This is a genomic window from Streptomyces sp. SID12488 (genome assembly GCF_010548275.1).
In the GTDB taxonomy this organism is placed as follows: Bacteria; Actinomycetota; Actinomycetes; order Streptomycetales; family Streptomycetaceae; genus Streptomyces.
This window is the reverse complement of the sequence record NZ_JAAGLT010000006.1, coordinates 303,803-326,120: the sequence shown is the minus strand read 5'-3', so window position 1 is coordinate 326,120 and position 22,318 is coordinate 303,803. Positions and strand designations below refer to the sequence as shown.

Below are 22,318 nucleotides of genomic sequence, written 5' to 3'. Positions count from 1 at the left end.
CGGAAACGCCGACGTGGGGCGTAAGTGGCGCGTGACGACGGAGGTGGGGACTCTCATGGGATCAACGGGCGGCGCGAAGAGAGCGACCATCGCCGATGTCGCGCGCAGTGCGGGCGTGTCGACCTCCGCGGTGTCGAAAGTGCTGACCAACGCCTACGGGGTGAGCCCCGGGATGCGCGAGCGGGTGCGGGCCGCGATGACCGAGCTGGGCTACCGTCCGCATGCCGCCGCGCGTGGGATGCGGGGTCGTACGTACACGATCGGCGTTCTGCTCGCGAGCATCCGCAACGCCTTCTACGCCGACCTCCTGGAGGGGGTCGACGCACTGCTGCGGGACAGCGAGTACGCGGTGTTCATCGGCTCCAGCGGCTCCGCCGAGATGGACGACCAGATGAAGCTCATCCACGCCATGGTGGACCGGCAGATGGACGGCCTGATCCTGATCGCCCCCGCCGTTCCCCGTGCGGAGGTGGTGCGCATCGCCGCCGACGTGCCGACGGTGGTGCTCGGCCACCACGACCCCTCACCGGCGTACGACTGTGTGGTCAACCAGGACGGCCTGGGCGTCGATCTCGTGGTGGACCACCTGGTCGGGCTGGGGCACCGGGACATCGCCCACCTGTCGCACCCGACGGTGCGCGGCACCCAGTGGCAGCAGCGGCCGGAACACCATGTCCGGGCCGCCTACGGCGAGGCGATGGCCCGGCACGGCCTGTCCGATCTGGCCCGGGTCGTGAACTCGGGGTACTCGGACGAGGGCGGCTACCGCGGCGCCATGGAACTGCTCACCTCCACACGCCCGCCCACCGCGATCTTCGCCGGCGCCGACGTCGCCGCGACCGGTGTCTTCCGGGCCGCCGCCGAACTCGGCCTGCGCATCCCCGAGGATCTCTCGCTCGCTGGTTACAACAACACCTCCGTGGCCGCCCTCGCTCCGGTGAACCTGACCAGCGTGGACCAGGCGGGCGCCATGATGGGCGAGACGGCGGCCAGGCTCCTGGTGGAGCGGATCGAGAACCGCCGTGACCGCGCCGTCGTCATGGCCTCGACACCGCACCTCGTGGTGCGCGGCAGCACCGCGCCCGCGCGCCTCTGAGCAGAGCGAACGCCCGGATCTCTTTGCCGTTCCCTCTTGACGCCCCGCCCTCCCCGGCTCATGGTTGAGTCGTTTCAAACGTGGAACGTTCCACACTTGAGGGAGGGGACGGGCATGATCCTGGAGCATCCGGAGCCCAGCACCACCGTTGTAGCGATCCGCTTCGAACACCGGGACGATCCGTTCGGTGTGGGGACCTCCACACCACGCCTCTCGTGGCAGGTGCGCACGGACGACCTCAGCTGGCGGCAGACGGCGTACGAGGTGGAACTGGACGGCACCACCGTCGTACGGATCGAGTCGGACGAGCAGATCCTCGTGCCCTGGCCCTTCGAGCCGCTGCCTTCCCGCACCCGGGCGACCGTCCGGATACGCGTGGCCTCTGAGGGAGAGTGCACCGAGTGGAGCACGCCCGCCACCGTGGAGACGGGACTGCTGCGTCCGCACGACTGGAGCGCCAGGTTCATCACCCCCCGCGACCACGGCGCCCTGGACGCGCCCGCCCCGGAGCTCGTCCGGACGGTCGTCCTGCGCCCCGGGATGGTGAGCGCGCGGCTGTACGCCACCGCCCACGGCGTCTACACCGCCTCCCTCAACGGCACCCGGATCGGTGACGAGGTGCTCGCGCCCGGCTGGACGAGCTACCGCCACCGGCTGCGCTACCAGACCCACGACGTCACCGCGCTGCTGGCAGAAGGCGAGAACACGCTCTCCGTACTGCTCGGCAACGGCTGGTACCGGGGCCACCTCGGCTGGTGGGGCGCCCGCGCCCTGTACGGTGACCGGCTCGCCCTGCTCGCCCAGCTGGAAGTCCGGTACGCCGACGGCTCGGTGGAGACGCTCGGCACCGACGAGGAGTGGCGGGCCCGGGACACCGGAGTCGTCGCCGACGACCTCTACAAGGGCCAACGCACCGATCTGCGCATCGCGCCCGGCGCGGCGACCGGCCCGGTGGAGGTACTGCCCGACGAGGACGCGGACCTGGCGCGACTCGTCGCCCCACAGGGCCCGCCCGTACGGGTCACCGAGGTGCTGCCCGCGCTGAGGGTCTGGCAGTCGCCGTCCGGCCGTACGCTCGCCGACTTCGGGCAGAACGTCGTCGGCTGGGTCCGGTTGCGGGTACGCGGTGCCACGGACGGCCGGGAGGTCACCGTCCGGCACGCCGAGATCCTGGAGAACGAGGAGCTGTGCACCAGGCCCCTGCGCACGGCCGACGCCACCGACACCTACCTCCTGGCGGAGGCCCAGGAGACCGTCCTCGAACCCTCGCTCACCTTCCACGGGTTCCGCTACGCCGAGATCAGCGGCGTGCCGGACCTGACGGCCGAGGACCTGCACGCCATGGTCGTGGGGACCGACCTGCGCCGCACCGGCTGGTTCTCCTGCTCCGACCCGGATCTCGAACAGTTCCACGAGAACGTCGTCCGGGGCACACGCGGCAACTTCCTCGACGTACCGACCGACTGCCCGCAGCGCGACGAACGCCTCGGCTGGACCGGGGACATCCAGGTCTTCTCACCCACCGCAGCCTTCCTCTTCGACTCCGCGGGCTTCCTCTCCTCGTGGCTCGCCGACCTCGCCGCCGAGCAGCACTCCGACGGCGCGGTGCCCTGGGTGGTCCCCGACGTCCTGGACATCGAGACGCCGACCGCGGCGGCCTGGGGCGACGCCGCCGTCGTGGTGCCCTGGGTGCTGCACGAGCGGTACGGCGACCTCGACGTCCTGCGGCGGCAGTTCGCCAGTGGGCGCGCCTGGGTCGACAAGACGGCCTCGCTGACCACCGACGGGGTGTGGGCGGGCGGCTTCCAGTTCGGTGACTGGCTCGACCCGGCCGCACCGCCGGACGACCCGTTCGCCGCCCGCACACCCCCGGACGTCGTCGCCACCGCGTGCCTGATCCACTGCGCGGACGTCGTCGCCCGCACCGCCGAGGTGCTGGGCCGGCTGGAGGAGGCGGGGGAGTACCGTGCGCTCGCCGCCCGGACCAGGGAGGCGTTCGCCCGCGCGTTCGTCACGCCGGCCGGCCGGATCGTGGGCGACTCACCGACCGCGTACGCCATGGCACTCCAGTGGGAGCTGCTGTCCCTTCCCGTGCAGCGCGAGACCGCCGGACGCAGGCTCGCCGACCTGGTCCGCACGAGCGGCTTCCGGATCGCCACCGGGTTCGTCGGCACCCCGCTGATGACCGACGCCCTCACCACCGCCGGCCGCCCCGACCTCGCCCACCGGCTGCTGCTGGAGAAGGGCTGCCCCTCCTGGCTGTATCCGGTGACGATGGGCGCCACCACCGTCTGGGAACGCTGGGACAGCATGCTGCCCGACGGCACCGTCAACCCCGGCCAGATGACGTCCTTCAACCACTACGCGCTCGGAGCGGTCGCCGACTGGATGCACCGCACGGTCGCCGGACTCGCCCCCGCGGCCCCCGGATACCGGGAGTTCACCGTACGGCCGCTGCCGGACCGGGCACTGACCCATGCCTCCGCCCGGCACATCACGCCGTACGGGGAGGCGTCGGTGAGCTGGCGGCGCGACAACGGGCGCTTCCATCTGGAGGTGACCGTCCCCGTGGGGACACGGGCCACCGTTCACCTGCCCGGCGAGGGCTGGCCGACCCTGACCGCGACCCACGGCAGACACGTCTGGACGACCGAGGATCCCTGCCTGCTGGCCCCGACCGCGGTGGCGACCGTACGGGACCTGATGGACGACCCCGGTCTGTGGGAGCGCACGGTCGGCGTCCTGGTCAGGCACGGCTTCGGCACGGATCCCGCCCGGCTGGCCCGGCGACTGGAACCGTATCTGGACGTGCCGGCGCGTGAGTTGCCCACGCTGGCCAACAAGGCCCTCTTCGAGGACGGCGGCGCCGGCGCCGCCGCCGACCTGGAGGCGCTGCTGGGCGGCGCACCGGGCTGACCTCCGCGACAGCCCTCCCTGCCGTGCCCGTACCGCTTCGAACCCGCACCCGCACTCGCACCCCCTTCATGAAACGGACCCCCCGATGCGACAGATGACCCGCAGGTCTGTCCTCCGCTCCGCCACAGCCGTGGCGCTCGCCCCCGTGCTGAGCTCCCTGGTGCTGCCCGCGCTCGCACCCACGGCAGCCGCCGCGGATCCCTGGACCGCCAAGTGGATCTGGGCGCCGTCCAGCACCACGAACCAATGGGTGGCCTTCCGCAGGTCGTTCACCCTGGGAGTCAAGCCGGGCAGTGCCGTGACGCGCATAGCCGCCGACTCCAAGTACTGGCTGTGGGTGAACGGCACCCTGGTCGTCTTCGAGGGCCAGCTCAAGCGCGGCCCGAACCGCACCGGCACCTACCACGACGTGATCGACCTCGCCCCCTACCTGACCAGCGGCAGCAACACCGTCGCGCTTCTGGTGTGGCACTTCGGCAAGCAGGGGTTCTCGCACAACAGCAGCGGCAAGGGCGGACTGCTCTTCCAGTCGGACGTCACGACCGGCTCGACGACCACCCGGATCGTCAGCGACACCGGCTGGAAGCACACCGTCCATGCCGGCTACTCGAACCAGACCGGCGGTACCCAGGTCAACTTCCGGTTGCCCGAGTCGAACATCTACTACGACGCCCGCAACGCCACCGCCATGGCCGACTGGCAGTCGCCCGGCTTCGACGACAGCGGCTGGACGGCGCCCACAGACTTCGGCGCCGCCGGAGCCGCGCCCTGGAACGACCTCGTGGAGCGGCCTGTGCCGCTGTTCCGCTACTCCGGCCTCAAGGCCTACACCAACGCCGCTTCGCTGCCGTCCACCGGACAGGGCGGCACCGCCATCTCCGCCACCCTGCCGTCCAACCTCCAGGTCACGCCGTATCTCAAGGTGGACGCCCCGGCCGGTGCGCTGATCGGCATCCAGACCGACCACTACGACGACGGCGCCAACCTGACGGGGATCGAACCCGGCACCGCCTACAACGTGCGCGCCACCTACGTCTGCACCGGCGGGGTGCAGGAGTTCGAGTCGCTGGCCTGGAAGAGCGGCACCGCCGTGCGCTACACCGTCCCGGCCGGTGTCACCGTCCTGGAACTGAAGTACCGCGAGTCCGGCTACGACACCGACTTCGCCGGTTCGTTCAGCAGCAGCGACGCCTTCTTCGACACCCTGTGGGGCAAGGCCGCCCGCACGATGTACGTCAACATGCGGGACAACTACATGGACTGCCCCACCCGGGAGCGCGCCCAGTGGTGGGGCGACGTGGTCAACCAGCTCAAGGAGGGCTTCTACACCTTCGATGCCCGCTCGCACGCGCTCGGCGCGAAGGCCATCTCCCAGCTCGCGGCCTGGCAGAAGGACAGCGGCGCGCTCTACTCCCCGGTGCCGTCGACCATCTGGACCGCCGAACTGCCCCTCCAGATGCTCGCCTCGACGTGGTCGTTGTGGACCTACTACCTCTACACCGGCAACGCCGACGCGGTCACCGACGCCTACCCGGCGGTGAAGAAGTACCTGAACCTGTGGGCCCTGGACAGCGACGGCCTGGTCAAGCACCGCGCCGGCGACTGGGACTGGGAGGACTGGGGCAGCAACATCGACGCCCGCGTCCTCGACAACTCCTGGTACTACCTGGCCCTGGACACCGCCGCCAAGCTCGCCGACCTCAGCGGCAACAGCGCCGACACGGCCGGGTGGAACGCCCAACGCGACAGCATCAAGGCCAACTTCGACCGCGTGCTGTGGAACTCGTCGAGGAACGAGTACCGCTCACCCGGCTACAACGGCGACACGGACGACCGTGGCAACGCCCTCGCCGTGGTCGCGGGCCTGGCCCCCGTCTCCCGACACCGGGGGATCGTCGAGGTGCTGCGCACCCACCTCAACGCCAGCCCGTACATGGAGTTCTACGTCCTGGAGGCGCTGTACCTGATGGGCGCGGCCGGGGTCGCCGAGGAGCGGATGCGCAACCGCTTCGCCGCCCAGGTCACCGACCCCGCCTCCTACACGCTGTGGGAGCTGTGGACCAAGGCCGAGGGCACCGACAACCACGCCTGGAACGGCGGCCCGTTGTACGCGTTGTCCGCCTACGCGGCCGGTGTGCGCCCCACCCGGCCAGGCTGGACGACGTACGACGTCGTCCCGCAGACCGGCACCCTCACGAAGATCAACGCCGTGACGCCCACCGCCAAGGGCGACATCCGCTTCGGCATCACCCGTGAGGGCACCCAGGTGACGCTGAACCTCACCTCGCCGAACGGCACCACCGCCCGCGTCGGTGTGCCCACCTATGGCGGCTCCCAGCCCGTCATCAAGGCGGGCGGCACCACGGTGTTCACCGGCGGCTCCGCCACCGCCGGCGTCAACGGCCTCACTTACGCGGGCAAGGACTCCTCGTACGTCTACTTCACCCTCCGGCCGGGCGCCTGGACGTTCACCGTCAGCGGCGCCGGCCGGCTCGACAACCTCGCCCTGGGCAGGCCCGTCTCCAGTAACAACAGTCTGGAGAACGGCAGTTGGGGGAGGAACCGGCTCACCGACGGCAAGCTCACCAGCGTGACCGGTGCCAGGGGCTACACCAGCAACGAGTTCACCTCCGCCGACGTCGGCGCGAACCCCGTGTGGGTGGAGATCGACCTCGGTGCGGACACCGACATCGACGCCGTACGCCTCTTCCCCCGCACCGACACCCCCGCCGCCGGGGGCGGTACGGCGGGCTTCCCGGTGGACTTCACTCTCCAGACCCGCGCGGACGGCGCCAACACCTACATGACCGTCCGTGCCGTCACCGCCGAGCCCAACCCCAACGGCCTTGTGCAGACCTACGGTTTCCGGACCACCACCGCCCGCCATGTCCGCCTGCAGGCCACCAGGCTAGGCACCCCGGCCGCCGACGAGACCTCCAAGTACAGGTTGCAGCTGGCCGAACTCACCGTCCCGACCGCGGCGACCTCGGTGACCAGCAACTGCACGCTGGAGAACGGCGACTGGGGCAAGACCCGGGTGCTCGACGGCACCACGGTCGGTGTCGCCGGTGCCAAGGGGTTCACCAGCATCGACTTCTCCTCCGCCGACGTCGGTGACACACCCGTCTGGATCGAGGTCGATCTGGGCGCCGATCGGGCCATCGGCTCCGTCACCCTCCATCCCCGTACCGACACCGGCGCGGTCGGCGGCGGTACGGCGGGTTTCCCCGTCGACTTCACCCTGCGGACCCGGGCGGAGGGCGCCACGTCCTACACCACGGTCCGCACGGTGACCGGCCAGGCGAACCCCAACGGCACCGCGCAGACCTACGCACTCACCGCCGCCACCGGCCGCTATGTGCGCCTGCAGGCCACCAGGCTGGGCGCACCGGCCTCCGACGAGAGCATGCTCCGCCGCCTCCAGTTGGCGGAGATCAGGATCAAGTAGCGGGGGAAGGAGATGGTAGGCGCATCGCCTGGACAACGTCCGGCCGGACGTTGTCCAGGCGGCGCGGCGGGTTGCCTCAGCCCAGGCGCGGGTCGACATGGAACTTCGGCCCGGGACCCGCGCCCGCCGGGCGTTCACCCGCGAGGACGGCTCCGACCTGGTCAAGGCCCACCGTCGCGGCGACCAGGGGGCGTGGATCCACTGAACCCTCGGCGTACGCCCGGATGGTGGCGTCGAGGCCGGGGGAGGCGGACAGGACTCCGACCGCTGTGACGTCCTTGAGGACGAGCGTGCGGGTGTCGACGCGGCTCGGGACACCGGCCAGGCCGATGTAGACGACATGGCCGGCCGGTTCGACCAACTCGAGCGCCAGTTCCGGGAGATGGGCCGCGTTGGAGGCGTCGACGACAGCGTCGTACGGCAGATCCGGGACGGAGTCCTCCCGCCAGGTGTGCTCGAAGCCCAGCTCGCGGGCGAAGGCGAGAGAGCCGTTGGTGGCGCCCATCAGGTGGACCTCCGCACCGGCGGCACGCGCGAACATCGCCACCAGGAGACCGATCGTCCCCGGGCCCAGCACCAACACCCGGTCCCCGGGCCGCAGTTCGGCCGCCCGGGCGGCGCGCAGGGCGTTGCCGCCGGGCTCGACCAGTGCGCCCAGCACCGCGTCCACGGAGTCGGGCAGGACGTGCAACGACGAGACCGGCACCGCGAGTTGCTCGGCCAGGGCGCCGGCCCGCTCCCCACGGATACCGACCTCCTGGCGCTTCTCGCACACATGCTGATGGCCCCGTCGGCAACGGCGGCAGGAGCCGCAGCCGAGCATGGTGTCACCCATCACCCGGCGGCCGATCCACCCGCGGTCGACACCGTCACCGACCGCCGCCACGCGCCCCGACCATTCGTGGCCCAGACGCATCGGGTAGGAGGAGTGGCCCTGGTGGAGGTAGGCCATCGCGCCGGTGTGGAACTCCATGTCGGTGCCGCACACGCCGACCCGCTCGACGTCGACGACGACCTCGCCGGAGGCCACCACCGGGGCGGGGACCTCCTGGACCTCGTACTTCCCGGGAGCCGTCAGGACGAACGCGCGCATGGGGCGGCGGGCGGTCACCGTGGGCCGAGCACGTGCTGGCGCTGGCTGCCGAGGCGGGTGATGCCCAGCTCCATCACGTCACCGGGCTGGAGCCACACCGGCGGAGTGAAGCCCATGCCGACGCCGGGCGGGGTGCCGGTGTTGATCAGGTCGCCGGGTTCCAGGACGAGGAACTGGCTGAGGTAGTGCACGATGAAGTACGGGTCGAAGACCATGGTCTTCGTGTTGCCGTTCTGGCGGCGGACACTGTTGACGTCGAGCCACATGTCGAGCGCGAGGACGTCGTCGATCTCGTCGGTGGTGGCCAGCCAGGGGCCCGCCGGGTTGAAGGTCTCGGCGGACTTGCCCTTCGACCACTGCCCGCCACGCTCCAGCTGGAAGCCGCGCTCGCTGACGTCGTTGACGACCACGTACCCGGCGATGGCGTCGCGTGCCTCCTCGACCGAGTCGAGGTAGCTGGTGCGACAGCCGATCACGATGCCGAGCTCCACCTCCCAGTCGGTCCTGGCGGACCCGCGCGGGATACGTACGTCGTCGTTCGGGCCGACAAGGGTGTTGGGCGACTTGGTGAACAGGATCGGCTCGTCCGGTACGGCCATCCCGCTCTCGGCCGCGTGGTCACGGTAGTTGAGCCCGATGCACAGGATCTGGTGCGGGCGGGCGATCGGCGCGCCGATCCGCTCCCCGGCGAAGCGGGACACCTGGCCGGCGGCCGTCCGCTCGGCCACGACGGGGCGGACGCGGTCGAGGCCGCCGGAGCCGAAGAACGCCTCGTCGAAGTCCGTGACGGTGTCGGAGAGGTCGACGTACGTCTCGTCGTCGACGCGGGCGACAGGCTTTTCGGCGCCTGCGGCACCGATGCGCATGAGGAACACGGGTCAGTCTCCAGTTCGAGCGGCGGGGTGGCGGGGGAGTGGGCCGGGACTCTGCCGACGGCTCATCGGTGGGTTATCGGTGGGCTATTGACGGCTCCGGCCCAGGGGACCGAGCAACTCCCGGATCTCGCCGACCGCCTCGACCAGGATGTGCAGCGGAGTGCGGTAGGTGAGCGCGCTGATGCTCACGGCGCCCGAGGGAGCTGTCGGCGAGGTCGCGTACACGGGCAGGGAGAGGCAGTTGACGCCGGACTCGTTCTCCTGGTCGTCCACGGCGTACCCCCGGTCGAGGGTGGCCCGCAGTTCGCGGTGCAGGTCTGCGGCCGTGCACAGGGTCCGGGGCGTGCGGCGTTCCAGGGGTGCGTCGCCGATCCACGCCTCGACCGCCGCCACGGTGTCCAACTGATGGGCGAGCAGCGTCTTTCCGACGCCGGTGGCGTGGGCGGGGTTCCGGCCGCCGACGGTCGACGTCAGTCGGACGGCGCCGCTCGGCGGGTCGACCTTGGCGCGGTAGACGACCTCTCGGCCGTCGAGGACCGCGTAGTGCGCCGTCTCGCCGAACCGGTCGGCCAGCGCCTCCAGTACGGGACGTACCCGGACGTGCTCGGGGCGGTCCTCGTGGTGCGCGAAGGCCATCCGCAGGAATTCGTCGCCGAGTACGTAGCGACCGCGTTCGCCCTGGTCGGCCAGCCCGGCCCGGCGCAGAGCCCCCAGGGCCCGGTGCACGGTCGGCTTGGGGCTGCCCATCACCCGGGTCAGCTCCTCCAGACCGACGCCGTCGGGATAGCGGGCGAGCTCCTTGAGTACGGCGAGCACCCGGTCGGATCCCACGAGACGCGTGGCGTCGCCGTCGCCTCCGGCGACTTCCTCGCTCACAGGGGCTGACGTGCCCTCGTACATCTGTCTATGCTCCATGGAGTTCCGAAGGGTAGACCACTGTACCGATTGTTGGAAAGGGTCGACGGTGACGCTTCGCAGTGCACAGTGGTACGAGGGGCAGGGGCGCAACGCCTACATCCATCGGGCCTGGATGCGCCGGGGCGCACCGGACGACGCCTTCGCCGGCCGGCCGCAGATCGCCATCGCCAACACTGCCTCCGACCTGACCCCCTGCAACGCCCATCTGAACGAGGTGGCGGCCTCGGTGCGCAACGGCGTGTACGAGGCCGGGGGCATCCCCCTGGACCTGCCCGTGGTGTCGCTCGGCGAGACACAGGTGCGGCCCACCGCCATGCTGTGGCGGAACATGGCGGCGATGGCCACGGAGGAGATGCTGCGGGCCAATCCGATCGACGGTGTCGTGCTGCTGGGCGGCTGTGACAAGACGATCCCCTCGCTGCTCATGGCCGCCGCCTCGGTGGACCTGCCCGCGGTCGTCGTGCCCGGCGGGCCGATGCTGAACGGGACCTTCCGGGGTACGCCGCTGGGCTGCGGCACCGACGTGTGGCGGCTGTCGGAGGAGGTACGGGCAGGCACGCTCTCCCAGGAGCAGTTCACTCGCTCCGAGTCGTCGATGATCCGCAGCCGCGGGCACTGCAACACGATGGGCACCGCCTCGACGATGGCCCTGGTGGCCGAGGCGCTGGGCACGATCGTGCCGGGGGTGGCCGGTATTCCGGCGCCCGACAGCCGACTGCTGGAGGCGGCCCACGGCACCGGCAGGCTGGCGGTGGACATGGTCGCCGCCGACCGCCGGCCGAGCACTTTCCTGACCAAGGCGTCCTTCCACAACGCGATCGTCGCCCTGGCCGCCATCGGCGGCTCGACCAACGCCGTCGTGCACCTGCTGGCGATCGCCGGACGCCTGGACATCCCCCTGACGCTCGACGACTTCGACCGGATCGGCTCCCGCGTCCCGGTCCTGGTGGACCTGCAGCCGGCCGGCCGCTTCCTCATGGAGGACTTCCACCGTGCCGGAGGCCTGTCCGCCGTACTGCGCGAGGTACTCGACCTGCTCGATCCCGACGCGCTCACGGTCACCGGAGAGCCGCTGGTGAGTCAGCTCGACGACGCGTCCGTCTGGGACCCGGAGGTCATTCGCAGCCGCGAGAAACCGCTGGTCGCCGAGGGCGGAATCGCCGTCCTGCGCGGCAACCTCGCCCCCGACGGAGCCCTCGTGAAGCCGGCGGCGGCCTCCCCGCACCTGCTGCGCCACCGGGGCCGTGCGGTCGTCTTCGACTCGATCGAGGACTTCCACGCCCGAATCGACGACCCGGACCTCGACGTGGACGCCGACTCCGTGCTCGTCCTGCGCGGCTGCGGCCCCAGGGGTTACCCGGGCATGCCCGAGGTGTCCAACATGCCGCTGCCGAAGAAGCTGCTGGAACAGGGCGTACGTGACATGGTCCGGGTCTGCGACGGCCGGATGAGCGGCACCGCCTACGGCACCGTCGTCCTGCACGTGGCCCCCGAGGCAGCGGCCGGAGGCCCCCTCGGGCTCGTCCGCACCGGCGACATCATCGACCTGGACGTGGCGGCCCGGCGCCTCGACGTCGACGTACCCGCCGAGGAACTTGCCCGCAGGACCCCCGACGAGGCCACCGTCAACGGCTTCGCCAACCCCCGGCGCGGCTGGGAACGCCTGTACGTCGACCACGTCCTGCAGGCCGACACGGGCGCCGACCTGGACTTCCTCATCGGCTCCAGCGGCTCCGAGGTGAGCCGTGAGTCGCACTGACGGACGCGTCCCTACGCTCTAGCCGGCATCGCCGGGAAGGACGGCAACGCCCAACTGTCGGTCCGCTCGGCATCCAAGGCCGCGGTGATCGCCCTGACCAAGTCGGCCGGCAAGGAGCCGGCGACCAGCGGCGCCCTGGGCAACGTCGTCGCACCCGGCGTCACCACCACGTCCATGAAAGAGAACACGGCCCCGAGGTGCTGGAGCGCCTTACCGGCCTCATCCCGATGGGCCGGACCGGCCGCCCGGAGGAGGTGGCCGAACCGGTCGCCTTCCTGGCCTCCGGCCGGGACAGCTTCTCCACCGGCGCGGTGTACGACATCAGCGGCGGACGCGCCACCTACTGACGGTCCCGGCAACGGCTTGTGCGGGCGCGGAAAAGTCGTCACACTGGTACCGAACGAATGGTCGGTAGGGAGCTGGTATCGATGACGACGACACACTCCGCCGCCTCGGACACCGGCGGCGCCGGGCAGGCTGCCGAGGGGCTGCTCGAGGAGCACTTCGAGGCGACGATCGCGCGGGACCGGCGGATCGAGCCGCGCGACTGGATGCCCGATGGCTACCGCAGGACGCTGATCCGGCAGATCGCCCAGCACGCGCACTCGGAGATCATCGGCATGCAGCCGGAGGGCGAGTGGATCACGCGCGCGCCCTCGCTGCGCCGCAAGGCCATCCTCTTCGCGAAGGTCCAGGACGAGGCCGGGCACGGGCTGTACCTGTACTCGGCCGCCGAGACACTGGGCGCCGACCGCGCGGACCTCACCGAGCGGCTCATCGAAGGCCGCCAGAAGTACTCGTCGATCTTCAACTATCCGACGCCGAGCTTCGCCGACGTCGGCGTGATCGGCTGGTTCGTGGACGGCGCGGCGATCTGCAACCAGGTCCCCCTGTGCCGGAGTTCGTACGGGCCGTACGCACGCGCGATGGTCCGTATCTGCAAGGAGGAGTCCTTCCACCAGCGGCAGGGGTACGAACTGCTGATGACGATGATGCGCGGTACGAAGGAACAGCGCGCCATGGTCCAGGACGCCGTCGACCGCTGGTGGTGGCCCTCGCTGATGATGTTCGGCCCGCCCGACGACGCCTCGCCCAACTCCGCGCAGTCCATGGCCTGGAAGATCAAGCGGCACACCAACGACGAACTGCGCCAGCGCTTCGTCGACATGACCGTCCCGCAGGCCGACAAGCTCGGCGTGACCCTGCCCGACCCGGAGCTGCGCTGGAACGAGGAGCGCGGCCACCACGACTTCGGCACCCCGGACTGGGACGAGCTGATGCGCGTCATCAAGGGCGGCGGCCCCTGCAACGCCGAACGGGTCGCACGGCGTCGGACAGCGCACGAGGACGGCGCCTGGGTGCGCGAGGCAGCCATGGCGCACGCCGCCAAGCAGCGGGCGCGGGACGCGAAGGAGGCAGCGGCATGAGTAGCAGTGACCTGTCCAACGAGTGGCCGCTGTACGAGGTGTTCGTGCGCGGCAAGCGCGGCCTGAACCACGTACACGTGGGCTCGCTGCACGCGGCCGACGACCGGATGGCGCTCACCCACGCACGCGACCTGTACACGCGGCGCAACGAGGGCGTGAGCATCTGGGTGGTGCGCTCCGAACACATCGCCGCCTCCTCGCGTGACGAGAAGGACCCCTTCTTCGCACCGAGCGCCGACAAGGTCTACCGGCACCCGACCTTCTACGACATCCCCGACGATGTCCCCCACATCTAGCGCGTTCACCCCCGGGAGAGGAGCAGCGGACATGAGCGGCAGCGACAGTGACAGCGGCCACGACGACGAGCACGTCTATCTCTCCCTCGCCGAGGGGCACGACGACGGCAGTGACGCCCGCTGGGCCTTCGGCACCGGATTCGAGGATCCGCTGTACGGCGTCGACACCACCGTGCCCGACGGCGTCGACGCCGGCGAACTGGCCGCGACCTGCGTCGAACTCGCCGACGACGCACTGGTGTCGGCCCAGCGGCTGGCCCAGTGGTGCACCCGCGCCCCCGAGCTGGAGGAGGAGGTCGCGCTCGCCAACATCGGCCTCGACCTGCTCGGCCAGGCCCGTCTGCTGTACGCGCGTGCGGGCCAGGTCGACGGCACCGGTCGCGACGACGACGCGTACGCCTACTTCCGGGACGCCGGCGACTTCCGCAACGTACGTCTGGCCGAACTGCCCATCGGGGACTTCGCGTTCTCGATCGTGCGCCTGCTGGTGCTGTCCAGCTGGCGCCTCGCGCACTTCGAGCGGCTCGCCGCCCACCGCGATCCGGTGCTCGCCGCGATTGCCGCGAAGGGCGTCAAGGAGCTGACGTACCACCGGCAGTACGCGGCCGAATGGGCGGTCCGGCTGGGCGACGGCACCGACGAGTCGCACCGCCGGATGCGCACAGCCCTGGACCAAGTCGCCCCGTATGTCGGTGAGTTGTTCACGACGTACGACGTCGAGGGTGCAGTCGTCGAGGTGTTGCGGCAGGTCACATCAGCCGCAGGGCTGCCCATGCCGGAGTTTCCGCCGGCGCACGACGCCGGCCGCGGCGGTCGGCACACCGAGCATCTCGCCCCGCTGCTGGCCGAGTTGCAGAGCGTGGCCCGAGCCCACCCGGAGGCGACATGGTGACCGGGACCGCGACCGGGATCGAGTACGTCCGGCGCGCTCGGAGCATCGCCGAGCGCGTGCCGGACCCCGAGCTGCCCATGCTGACCCTGGCCGACCTCGGCGTCCTGCGCGGAGTGGAGGTGACCGGGGACGGGACGGTGGTGGCGAGCCTGACCCCGACCTACTCGGGCTGCCCGGCCATGGCCGAGATGCGCGCCGCCGTCGCCGCCCGGCTGCGGGCGGCGGGATACCCGCGCGTGGAGATCCGTACGGTCCTCCATCCGCCCTGGACCAGCGACTGGATCACCCCGGCGGGCCGCCGCAAGCTCACCGAGCACGGTATCGCTCCGCCCGGCGCCGCACCGCGCGGCCCGGTCGCCCTCTCGCTGCTGCCCGTCCGGCGCACGGTGCCCTGCCCCCGCTGCGGCTCGGCGGACACCGAGGAGACCTCCCGCTTCGCCGCCACCTCCTGCAAGGCCCTGTGGCGCTGCCTCGCCTGCCGCGAGCCGTTCGAGTACGTCAAGGAGATCTGATGGCCGCGCCCACCGCCCTGCCCACGGCCCCCGTACGCCGCCGCCCGGTGTTCCACGCCCTGAAGGTCGCCGACGTACGACGACTGTGCTCGGACGCTGTCGCCGTCGGCTTCGAGGTGCCGGCGGACCTGGCTGCCGAGTACGCCTTCACGCCGGGGCAGTCGCTCACCCTGCGCCGGGAGTTCGAGGGGCACGAGGAGCGGAGGTCGTACTCGATCTGCGCCCCGGCGGGCGAACAACCCCGCATCGGTGTACGGGTGGTGCCCGGCGGCCTGTTCTCGTCCTGGCTGGTCGACGAGGTGCGCCCGGGCGACGAGCTCGACGTGATGACCCCGACCGGCGCCTTCACCCCCGACCTGACCGCGTCCGGCAGCCACGTCCTGATCGCCGCGGGCTCCGGCATCACCCCGATGATGTCGATCGCCGAGTCGGTCCTGGCCGCCGACGACCGCTCACAGGTCACCCTCCTGTACGGCAACCGGCGTACGGACACCGTGATGTTCGCCGACGAACTGGCGGACCTGAAGGACCTGTACCGTACGCGCTTCCAGCTCGGGCACGTACTGTCGCGTGAGCCGCGCGAGGCCGAGCTGCTGTCGGGCCGGCTGGACGCCGAACGGCTCGCCGCACTGCTCGCGGGCCTCGTCGACGTGCCGGGCACCGACCACTGGTGGCTGTGCGGACCGCACGGCATGGTCCGTGACGCCCAGCAGTTGCTGGCGGAGTTGGGCGTGCCCGCGGACCGCGTCCACCAGGAACTCTTCTACGCCGACGACCAGCCGGTCCGCCAGGTCCAGCACACGGACGCGGTGGCCGAGGGCCCGGTGAGCCGGGTCACCGTCACCCTCGACGGCCGCTCCACCACCACCGCACTGTCCCGGGAGGCGACCGTCCTGGACGGGGCCGCGCGCACCCGGCCGGACCTGCCGTTCGCCTGCAAGGGCGGCGTCTGTGGCACCTGCCGCGCACTGGTCACCTCGGGCGAGGTGGACATGCGCCGCAACTACGCCCTCGAACCCGCGGAGGTCGCCGCGGGCTACGTCCTGACCTGCCAGTCGTTCCCGGTCTCGGAGACACTGACGGTCGACTACGACAGCTGACGGCAAAGGGTTTGGCGGGCGCCGCTTCGGCAACTCGAACGGCGTGACCCCTACAACTACGCAACAGGAACTCTTCCGGTTCTTGGAGGACCGTTTCGTCTGTGCCCAGGCGTGCACGGAGTGCGCGCGGGCCTGCGCACTGCGCGCGAGTCTCGCGGACCCGGACGGGCCCGCCAAGGAAGCCCTCGCACGCCGCAAGGGCATCCTGTGCGCGGAGGTGTGCGACGCGACATGCCGCCTCCTCTCCGAACAGGCGGACCTGGACGAGGCCGCCCTCCGCGTCCAACTGGAGTGGTGCAGCACGGTCTGCCTGGAAACCGCCCAGGTCTTCGACGAATACCCCGGTGGCGAGGACGCGGCGAAGGCATGCCGCGAGTGCGCACAGGCGTGCACGGACTTCGCGTGGACGCTTCAGGCGCCGGACTCCGGGCGCGACGGCGGGTGAGACACGGCGTTCCGTGATCCGGCGGGTACGCGCCCGCCCCGCTCCCTAGTCGTTGTGCGGCGCCCCGGCCGACTGCTCGTGTGGCGCCCCGAGCTGCCCGCCCACCCGCACGTTCCAGCGTCCCGCCCGGCCGCTCAACTCCGTTGCCGTCAGCGGCGGAACGTCGATCCGCCAGAACGCAGACTCGGGCGCCCCCAGCGTCCGTACCACCACCGCGCGCACGATCTCCGGCTCGACGACCGCGATGGACGGGCCCGTGACCTGCGCCGCCGCTTCGTCCAGCCAACGGGCGACCCGGTCGCAGAGCGCCCGGACCGACTCACCGCCGTGCGGGGCCGACTGAGGGTCCGTCAGCCACTGGGCCAGCGCCTCAGGCTCCTTCTCCGTCACCTCGGCCAGGGTCGTGCCGCGCCAGCGGCCCACGGCCAGGCCGGCCGGGCCCGGCACCGGACCGGCGTCGAGGCCCAGCGCCAGAGCCGTCTCGCGGCAGCGTGCGGTGGGGGAGACCCAGACCCGGGAGACGGGCGGGAGCGCCCCCGCCGCCGCCCGGGCGAGCCGCAGGCCCGACGCGTCCAGCGGACAGCCGTCGTCGAAACGGGCCTCCCGCAGGGCCGCGCTGATCGCCGGTGAGATCAACATCACTCGGCTTGTCATCCGGTCGCTCCCGCGTTCATTCCGCCCCAATGTCGTTGTCATGTACGGCACTTGAGGCAAGTACGGCGCACCGGCGCGCCGTACGCCGTCACATGCGCCCTTGGCCGCACCCCAGCTTCGCGGTACCTTCTCGTCGATATTGACGACGGTTCGACGGAAGCCGGTGGGAATCCGGCACGGTCGCGCCACTGTAAGCCCCGTACGCACCCGCCTGGTGCGGTCCGGGGGCAAGTCAGACCCGTGACTGTCGTCCTCTGCACCACCGATACGGGACGCGAGTTCCCCCAGGAGGTCCTGTCATGGCCCAGTCCGCAGTCCAGCCGACCGCCGTTCCCACCGCCGTACCCGAGAAGCTGCCGATCGGTGCGATCGCCCCCTGGGCGGTCTTCTTCGGCGTGCTGATGCTGGTGCTGCTCTACTTCGTCGGCGCCGAACAGGGTGCCACCTCCGTGGTCTCCGGCGAGGGCGTGCACGAATGGGTGCACGACGCCCGCCACCTGCTCGGCTTCCCCTGCCACTGACGACGACAGGGAAACGCACGAGCTCATGAACTCCACCACCGTCAGGAACCTCTTGGTCCGCGGCATGGTCGCGGGCCTCGTCGCGGGCGTGCTCGTATGGGTCGTCGCGTACCTCTTCGCCGAGCCGCTCGTCGACGACGCGATCGCGTTCGAGGAGATGCACGAGGCCCACGGGCACGCCGCCGAACAGGCTCTCGTCTCCCGCGCGTTGCAGTCCACCGTCGGTCTGGGGACCGGTGTCCTCGTCTACGGCGTCGCGTTCGGCGGTATCGCGGCCCTCGCGTACTGCTTCGCGCTCGGCCGGATCGGCCGCTTCGGGCCGCGCGCGACCGCGCTGCTTCTCGCCGGGGCCGGCCTGCTTGCCGTATACGTCGTGCCGTTCCTCAAGTACCCGGCCAACCCGCCCGCCGTCGGGGACCCCGACACCCTCAACCAGCGCACCGCGCTGTTCTTCCTGATGGTCGCGCTGAGCGTGCTGCTGGCCGTCGGCGCGGTGATCGTGGGTAAGCGCCTCGCCCCGCGCCTGGGCAACTGGAACGCGACCCTCGCCGCGGTCGCCTTCTTCGTCCTGGTCGTCGGACTCGCGTACGCGTTCCTGCCGTCGTTCACCAACGAGGTCCCGCAGGGCTTCTCCGCGAGCCTGCTGTGGAAGTACCGGGTGGCCACGCTCGCCATCCAGGCGACCATGTGGACCGCGTTCGGCCTGGTCTTCGGCCTGCTGGCGGAACGGCTGCTGGTTCCGAGGGCGGCGGCGCCCGTCGGGGCGAGCGGTGCCGAGCCGCAGGCGACTCCTGTGGCGCACTGAGCGGTTCGCCGTACTGCCCTGAGGGGGTCCCGGATGTCCGGGGCCCCCTCAGGCATGTGCGCACCGGTACACGCACCGCCATTCCCAATTTCTGGAACACGTTCTACCGTGTGCGCCGACAGGTCCGGCCCTGGGGAGCCAGCAGGAGGCGCAGTGCATCTCGAATACACGCCCGAGCAGCAGCAGCTTCGCACCGAACTGCGCACCTACTTCGCCGAGTTGGTGCCGGACCGGGCCTACTCGCGGTTCAACGACCATGTCGCCCAGAAGCGCTTCTACCGCCGGACGATCCGCCGCCTCGGCGGCGACGGCTGGCTCGGTGTCGGCTGGCCTCAGGAGTACGGGGGGCGCGGACTGTCCCCGATGGAACAGTTCATCTTCTTCGACGAGGCCGCCCAGGCGGGCGTACCGCTGCCGCTGATGGCGCTCAACACCGTCGGCCCGACGATCATGCGGTACGGCAGCGAGGAGCAGAAGGCGTACTTCCTGCCGAAGATCCTCGCCGGCGAGATCGACTTCGCGATCGGCTACAGCGAGCCGGACGCGGGCACCGACCTGGCCGCCCTGAAGACGCGGGCGGTACGCGACGGCGACGAGTATGTGGTCAACGGGCAGAAGATCTGGACGACGAACGGTGACACGGCGGACTGGGTGTGGCTGGCCGTGCGCACGGACCCGGACGCCCCGCCGCACAAGGGCATCACCATGCTCCTCATGCCGACCACCGACCCCGGCTACTCCTGCACCCTCATCCGCACCCTTGCCTCGCACGACACCACGGCCAGCTACTACGAGAACGTCCGCGTCCCCGTCGCCCACCGGGTCGGCGAGGAGAACCAGGGCTGGCGGCTGATCACCAACCAGCTCAATCACGAGCGCGTCACCCTCGCAGCCCACGGCACGATGGCCATCCGCTCCCTGCACGACGTCCAGCGTTGGGCGATGGAGACAAAACTCGCCGACGGCCGCCGCGTCGTCGACCTCCCATGGGTCCGCCGCCGTCTGGCCCAGATCCACACCAAACTCGACGCGATGAAACTCCTCAACTGGCAGATGGTGAACGCCGTCCAGGAGGGCACCCTCACCCCCCAGGACGCCTCCGCGGTCAAGGTGTACGGCTCCGAGGCCCGCCGCGAGGCCTACGCCTGGCTCCTGGAGATCGTCGCCGCCCCGGGCGCGCTGAAGGAGGGCTCGGCCGGCGAGATACTCCACGGCGAACTCGAACGCGGCTACCGCTCAGCGGTGATCTTCACCTTCGGCGGCGGCAACAACGAGATCCAGCGGGAGATCATCTCGTGGATCGGGCTGGGGATGCCGAGGGTGCGGCGGTAGGACCTTTTGTGACGAGGATTTTTAGTTGGCACAAAAGAGGGATAGTTGGCACCAAGATCACGGGCGTTCTCAGAGGTGACGGCGCATCACCTCGATGCACGTGGCCCGGGCCGCGTTCGATCGGTCCCGGGGGTACGGGATTCCGAGGTTCATGCCGGTGTCGGTGGTGATCGGTGACTGCCGCCAAGCGAGGCTCATCTGTGCGCCGGCTTCCGCGCGGGCCGTGGCCACGAGGGTTGCGTAGGGGCCCGCGACCGTCGTGGCTTCGATCTGGAGCCATGCCTGGTGGAAGGCCATGCGTGCCAGCAGACCGCTGACCTCGTCGGTGAGTTGTTGTCGTACGGCGGGCGAGGACTCCGGCCGGCGCCGTATGCGGTACGGCATCTCCAGGTACTGCTCAACCGCCGTCAGGGCCTCTGCGCAGGTCTTGGCCCGGCGTTCCTGCCTCTTACGTCACCGGGTGAGTGTTCAAGAACGCGAGGGCGCGGATGCTGATGTCCGGGACAGGGCCGGGGCCAGCCAGCGGGTGAGGAAGGTGCGGAGCCGGGTTTCGTCCTGCGGTGGCTCGCTGGGGTGCTGCAGCAGCGATGTCAGGAGTCGCATGATGATCTCGGCGAGGCCGTTGAGGTCGTCCTCGTCGATGCCGACGGCGGCCCAGTCGACGGGGAAGCGCTGCAGCATCTTGGCGCCGTAGGCGACGGTGTCCCTGGTGGTGGCGCCGCGGCCGAAGGCGGTGGTGTCTCCGAGTTGCAGCAGAAGGCTCAGGCGTGGCTCGGTGGGGATGGTCCGTACGCAGAAGACCATGCCTTCGACCACGGCTTCGGCCGGGTCGGTGATCCCTTGCAGGTGCGCGATCATCAGGTCGACGAACGACTCGGCGCCCTGGGCCGCCACCTCGCCGATGATGTCGCTGATGCGGCCGAAGTGGCGGTAGACGGTCTGGCGGGTGACGCCGAGCTCGCCGGCGACGTCGGACAGGGTGGTCTTCGTGACGCCGTGCCTGTCGATGCAGCGGGCGGTCGCGTCGATGATGCGCTGCCGGGCCTCCGCGTCCGATGCGGGAGGCCGGCCTCCCCAGCCGTGATGCCCCATGGGCTTAGGATCGCACAGGCTCTGTGGTCCGTCGGGACATGGTCGCGCGGAGTACGGCCACGATGAGCCCGGTTGCGGCTACGGTGCACAGCACGGTGTACCACAGGCTGCCGATCGGCGTGCCCTGCTCGGTGATGCCATTGGCCGCCGCGAAGTAGGCCGGCAATGCGATCAGCCAGAGGACGATGTGGACGCCGAGGTACAGCGCCGGATAGATCCGCGCGAACAGCGGCGACGCCACCGGAGCCGGATCTGTTCGCCGCGCGCGCCAGGCGTCCGCGAGAAGGTAGAGGCCGACGATCCAGACCAGGGCGAGCTCGGCACCGAGGATGGCCTGCTGGATCCCAAGGTGGTCCCCACCGCGGAAGATGTTGCTGGGGACGCCGGCGACGGTCATCGCGAGCGGTGTCAAGGCGCCGGCGGCCACGGTGCGCAGGCTGGTCTGCCGGCCGGTGAGCGTGCCGCGGCCGTCCTTCGCGCCGACCAGCCGGACGACGAGATAGGTCATCGCGCCGAAGGACACCGAGGCGAACAGGAACATGCTGTTCATCGGGACCGAGGCGAGCGCCGGCTCGTTGATCATCTCGTTGCCGGGGTTCCAGGCCCACCACTTCAGCTGAGGTCCGAGCTGATCGAAGATCTCGTAGAACGCCTGGCAGGTGAACGCGACCGCCAGCGAACCGAGAAGGAGCCCACGTCGCGCGAAGACGCCGAGAGCGCGGACCACCTCGTAGGCGAGCTGCGACAGCGCCGGATAGAAGGCCACGATGTAGAGCGGCAGCCGGTCGTACATGAACTGCACGGTGAACACGTTGTGGGAGAAAATGAACCCGACGTGCTCCTCCAGGCCGAACCAGCCCGGGAAGTAGAGCGGCGGCTCGATCACCGCCAGGTAGACGAGCGAGGCGAACCACAGGGAGATGTTGACCGGGTCGCCGTCGCGCCGCCACCGCCGCCACGCATGGACGAGGGCGAACACCGCACCGCCGATGATGAGCAGCTCAAGGAACGGCATGGTGCCGTTCTCAAGACCGAACGGGTTGCGGAAGTCCACGATGGGATCGGCGTCATGGCAGGAGAAGCCGAGCTGTCCAGCGAGGCGCTCGGCCGCCGAGTCGCATGAATAGCTCATTCCTC

21 protein-coding genes and 1 riboswitch are annotated in these 22,318 nt (G+C 70.6%); of the genes, 14 read left to right on the top strand and 7 right to left on the bottom strand.

Features of this window, described 5'->3' with window-relative positions; translation table 11 throughout:
* Window positions 1-55: 55 nt before the first annotated feature.
* From G3I56_RS13190 to G3I56_RS13180, 3 genes are all read left to right on the top strand, one after another.
* Window positions 56-1,096 (top strand): LacI family DNA-binding transcriptional regulator, encoded by a 1,041-nt coding sequence (locus G3I56_RS13190; RefSeq protein WP_164409110.1) that lies wholly within the window; start codon window positions 56-58, stop codon window positions 1,094-1,096.
* A 114-nt stretch (window positions 1,097-1,210) separates the two neighbouring features.
* Entirely contained in the window at window positions 1,211-4,012 is a 2,802-nt protein-coding gene (locus G3I56_RS13185; protein ID WP_164409109.1) for a glycoside hydrolase family 78 protein, read from the top strand.
* An 85-nt stretch (window positions 4,013-4,097) separates the two neighbouring features.
* On the top strand, window positions 4,098-7,460 hold the full coding sequence (locus G3I56_RS13180; RefSeq protein WP_164409108.1) for a discoidin domain-containing protein: 3,363 nt from the start codon (window positions 4,098-4,100) through the stop codon (window positions 7,458-7,460).
* A gap of 76 nt (window positions 7,461-7,536) precedes the next feature.
* On the opposite strand, the gene G3I56_RS13175 is transcribed toward G3I56_RS13180, so the two are convergent.
* The 3 genes from G3I56_RS13175 to G3I56_RS13165 all read right to left on the bottom strand — a co-directional run bounded on the left by G3I56_RS13175 (window position 7,537) and on the right by G3I56_RS13165 (window position 10,343).
* Window positions 7,537-8,553: an alcohol dehydrogenase catalytic domain-containing protein gene (locus G3I56_RS13175; protein WP_164409107.1), complete on the bottom strand. Its 1,017-nt coding sequence runs from the start codon at window positions 8,551-8,553 to the stop codon at window positions 7,537-7,539.
* Between the two features lie 14 nt (window positions 8,554-8,567).
* Window positions 8,568-9,428: a fumarylacetoacetate hydrolase family protein gene (locus G3I56_RS13170; RefSeq protein ID WP_164409106.1), complete on the bottom strand. Its 861-nt coding sequence runs from the start codon at window positions 9,426-9,428 to the stop codon at window positions 8,568-8,570.
* Window positions 9,429-9,512: 84 nt separating this feature from the next.
* Window positions 9,513-10,343, bottom strand: coding sequence for an IclR family transcriptional regulator (locus G3I56_RS13165; RefSeq protein ID WP_164409105.1), 831 nt, complete (start codon window positions 10,341-10,343; stop codon window positions 9,513-9,515).
* 49 nt (window positions 10,344-10,392) lie between these two features.
* Between G3I56_RS13165 and G3I56_RS13160 the strand changes: the two genes are divergently transcribed.
* The 8 genes from G3I56_RS13160 (at window position 10,393) to G3I56_RS13125 (ending at window position 16,777) form a co-directional block, all read left to right on the top strand.
* A complete protein-coding gene (locus G3I56_RS13160) occupies window positions 10,393-12,105 on the top strand; it encodes an IlvD/Edd family dehydratase (RefSeq protein WP_164409104.1) in 1,713 nt (570 codons plus the stop codon).
* Window positions 12,102-12,452, top strand: coding sequence for an SDR family oxidoreductase (locus tag G3I56_RS44695; RefSeq protein ID WP_275406708.1), 351 nt, complete (start codon window positions 12,102-12,104; stop codon window positions 12,450-12,452). The genes G3I56_RS13160 and G3I56_RS44695 overlap by 4 nt, the downstream gene beginning before the upstream one ends.
* A gap of 81 nt (window positions 12,453-12,533) precedes the next feature.
* Window positions 12,534-13,532 (top strand): 1,2-phenylacetyl-CoA epoxidase subunit PaaA, encoded by a 999-nt coding sequence (gene paaA, locus G3I56_RS13150; RefSeq protein WP_164409103.1) that lies wholly within the window; start codon window positions 12,534-12,536, stop codon window positions 13,530-13,532.
* A complete protein-coding gene (gene paaB, locus G3I56_RS13145) occupies window positions 13,529-13,828 on the top strand; it encodes a 1,2-phenylacetyl-CoA epoxidase subunit PaaB (protein ID WP_164409102.1) in 300 nt (99 codons plus the stop codon). The genes paaA and paaB overlap by 4 nt, the downstream gene beginning before the upstream one ends.
* Before the next feature lie 31 nt (window positions 13,829-13,859).
* Entirely contained in the window at window positions 13,860-14,720 is an 861-nt protein-coding gene (paaC, locus tag G3I56_RS13140) for a 1,2-phenylacetyl-CoA epoxidase subunit PaaC (RefSeq protein ID WP_164409101.1), read from the top strand.
* Complete coding sequence (gene paaD / locus G3I56_RS13135; RefSeq protein ID WP_164409100.1) at window positions 14,714-15,232, top strand: 1,2-phenylacetyl-CoA epoxidase subunit PaaD; 519 nt, start codon at window positions 14,714-14,716, stop codon at window positions 15,230-15,232. The genes paaC and paaD overlap by 7 nt, the downstream gene beginning before the upstream one ends.
* Window positions 15,232-16,332: a 1,2-phenylacetyl-CoA epoxidase subunit PaaE gene (gene paaE, locus G3I56_RS13130; RefSeq protein WP_164409099.1), complete on the top strand. Its 1,101-nt coding sequence runs from the start codon at window positions 15,232-15,234 to the stop codon at window positions 16,330-16,332. Before paaD ends, paaE begins: the two co-directional genes overlap by 1 nt.
* 43 nt (window positions 16,333-16,375) lie before the next feature.
* Window positions 16,376-16,777, top strand: a complete 402-nt coding sequence (locus G3I56_RS13125; RefSeq protein WP_164409098.1) for a ferredoxin — start codon at window positions 16,376-16,378, stop codon at window positions 16,775-16,777.
* Window positions 16,778-16,822: 45 nt separating this feature from the next.
* On the opposite strand, the gene G3I56_RS13120 is transcribed toward G3I56_RS13125, so the two are convergent.
* Entirely contained in the window at window positions 16,823-17,431 is a 609-nt protein-coding gene (locus tag G3I56_RS13120; protein WP_164409097.1) for a histidine phosphatase family protein, read from the bottom strand.
* A 155-nt stretch (window positions 17,432-17,586) separates the two neighbouring features.
* A riboswitch (cobalamin riboswitch) is annotated at window positions 17,587-17,669 on the top strand.
* Between the two features lie 61 nt (window positions 17,670-17,730).
* Here G3I56_RS13120 and G3I56_RS13115 point away from each other — a divergent pair.
* The 3 genes from G3I56_RS13115 (at window position 17,731) to G3I56_RS13105 (ending at window position 20,089) form a co-directional block, all read left to right on the top strand.
* Window positions 17,731-17,952, top strand: a complete 222-nt coding sequence (locus G3I56_RS13115) for a CbtB-domain containing protein (protein ID WP_164312959.1) — start codon at window positions 17,731-17,733, stop codon at window positions 17,950-17,952.
* 25 nt (window positions 17,953-17,977) lie between these two features.
* A complete protein-coding gene (locus G3I56_RS13110; protein ID WP_164409096.1) occupies window positions 17,978-18,757 on the top strand; it encodes a CbtA family protein in 780 nt (259 codons plus the stop codon).
* 153 nt (window positions 18,758-18,910) lie between these two features.
* Window positions 18,911-20,089, top strand: coding sequence for an acyl-CoA dehydrogenase family protein (locus G3I56_RS13105; protein WP_164409095.1), 1,179 nt, complete (start codon window positions 18,911-18,913; stop codon window positions 20,087-20,089).
* A 69-nt stretch (window positions 20,090-20,158) separates the two neighbouring features.
* Here G3I56_RS13105 and G3I56_RS13100 read toward each other — a convergent pair whose 3' ends face one another.
* The 3 genes from G3I56_RS13100 to G3I56_RS13090 all read right to left on the bottom strand — a co-directional run bounded on the left by G3I56_RS13100 (window position 20,159) and on the right by G3I56_RS13090 (window position 22,313).
* On the bottom strand, window positions 20,159-20,473 hold the full coding sequence (locus G3I56_RS13100) for a hypothetical protein (protein ID WP_239134847.1): 315 nt from the start codon (window positions 20,471-20,473) through the stop codon (window positions 20,159-20,161).
* An 84-nt stretch (window positions 20,474-20,557) separates the two neighbouring features.
* On the bottom strand, window positions 20,558-21,181 hold the full coding sequence (locus tag G3I56_RS13095) for a TetR/AcrR family transcriptional regulator (RefSeq protein ID WP_164409094.1): 624 nt from the start codon (window positions 21,179-21,181) through the stop codon (window positions 20,558-20,560).
* A 4-nt stretch (window positions 21,182-21,185) separates the two neighbouring features.
* Window positions 21,186-22,313 carry a hypothetical protein gene (locus G3I56_RS13090; protein ID WP_164409093.1) on the bottom strand — a complete coding sequence of 376 codons (1,128 nt, stop codon included), beginning with the start codon at window positions 22,311-22,313 and terminating at the stop codon, window positions 21,186-21,188.
* Window positions 22,314-22,318 lie beyond the last annotated feature (5 nt).

What these genes read in the sequence shown, in the direction of transcription:
- G3I56_RS13190 (WP_164409110.1), top strand. Translation starts at nt 56, where the DNA reads ATGGGATCAACGGGCGGCGCGAAGAGAGCGACCATCGCCGATGTCGCG.
- G3I56_RS13185 (WP_164409109.1), top strand. Translation starts at nt 1,211, where the DNA reads ATGATCCTGGAGCATCCGGAGCCCAGCACCACCGTTGTAGCGATCCGC.
- G3I56_RS13180 (WP_164409108.1), top strand. Translation starts at nt 4,098, where the DNA reads ATGCGACAGATGACCCGCAGGTCTGTCCTCCGCTCCGCCACAGCCGTG.
- G3I56_RS13175 (WP_164409107.1), bottom strand. Translation starts at nt 8,553, where the DNA reads ATGCGCGCGTTCGTCCTGACGGCTCCCGGGAAGTACGAGGTCCAGGAG.
- G3I56_RS13165 (WP_164409105.1), bottom strand. Translation starts at nt 10,343, where the DNA reads ATGGAGCATAGACAGATGTACGAGGGCACGTCAGCCCCTGTGAGCGAG.
- paaA (WP_164409103.1), top strand. Translation starts at nt 12,534, where the DNA reads ATGACGACGACACACTCCGCCGCCTCGGACACCGGCGGCGCCGGGCAG.
- paaB (WP_164409102.1), top strand. Translation starts at nt 13,529, where the DNA reads ATGAGTAGCAGTGACCTGTCCAACGAGTGGCCGCTGTACGAGGTGTTC.
- paaC (WP_164409101.1), top strand. Translation starts at nt 13,860, where the DNA reads ATGAGCGGCAGCGACAGTGACAGCGGCCACGACGACGAGCACGTCTAT.
- paaD (WP_164409100.1), top strand. Translation starts at nt 14,714, where the DNA reads ATGGTGACCGGGACCGCGACCGGGATCGAGTACGTCCGGCGCGCTCGG.
- paaE (WP_164409099.1), top strand. Translation starts at nt 15,232, where the DNA reads ATGGCCGCGCCCACCGCCCTGCCCACGGCCCCCGTACGCCGCCGCCCG.
- G3I56_RS13120 (WP_164409097.1), bottom strand. Translation starts at nt 17,431, where the DNA reads ATGACAAGCCGAGTGATGTTGATCTCACCGGCGATCAGCGCGGCCCTG.
- G3I56_RS13115 (WP_164312959.1), top strand. Translation starts at nt 17,731, where the DNA reads ATGGCCCAGTCCGCAGTCCAGCCGACCGCCGTTCCCACCGCCGTACCC.
- G3I56_RS13110 (WP_164409096.1), top strand. Translation starts at nt 17,978, where the DNA reads ATGAACTCCACCACCGTCAGGAACCTCTTGGTCCGCGGCATGGTCGCG.
- G3I56_RS13100 (WP_239134847.1), bottom strand. Translation starts at nt 20,473, where the DNA reads ATGCCGTACCGCATACGGCGCCGGCCGGAGTCCTCGCCCGCCGTACGA.
- G3I56_RS13095 (WP_164409094.1), bottom strand. Translation starts at nt 21,181, where the DNA reads ATGGGGCATCACGGCTGGGGAGGCCGGCCTCCCGCATCGGACGCGGAG.
- G3I56_RS13090 (WP_164409093.1), bottom strand. Translation starts at nt 22,313, where the DNA reads ATGAGCTATTCATGCGACTCGGCGGCCGAGCGCCTCGCTGGACAGCTC.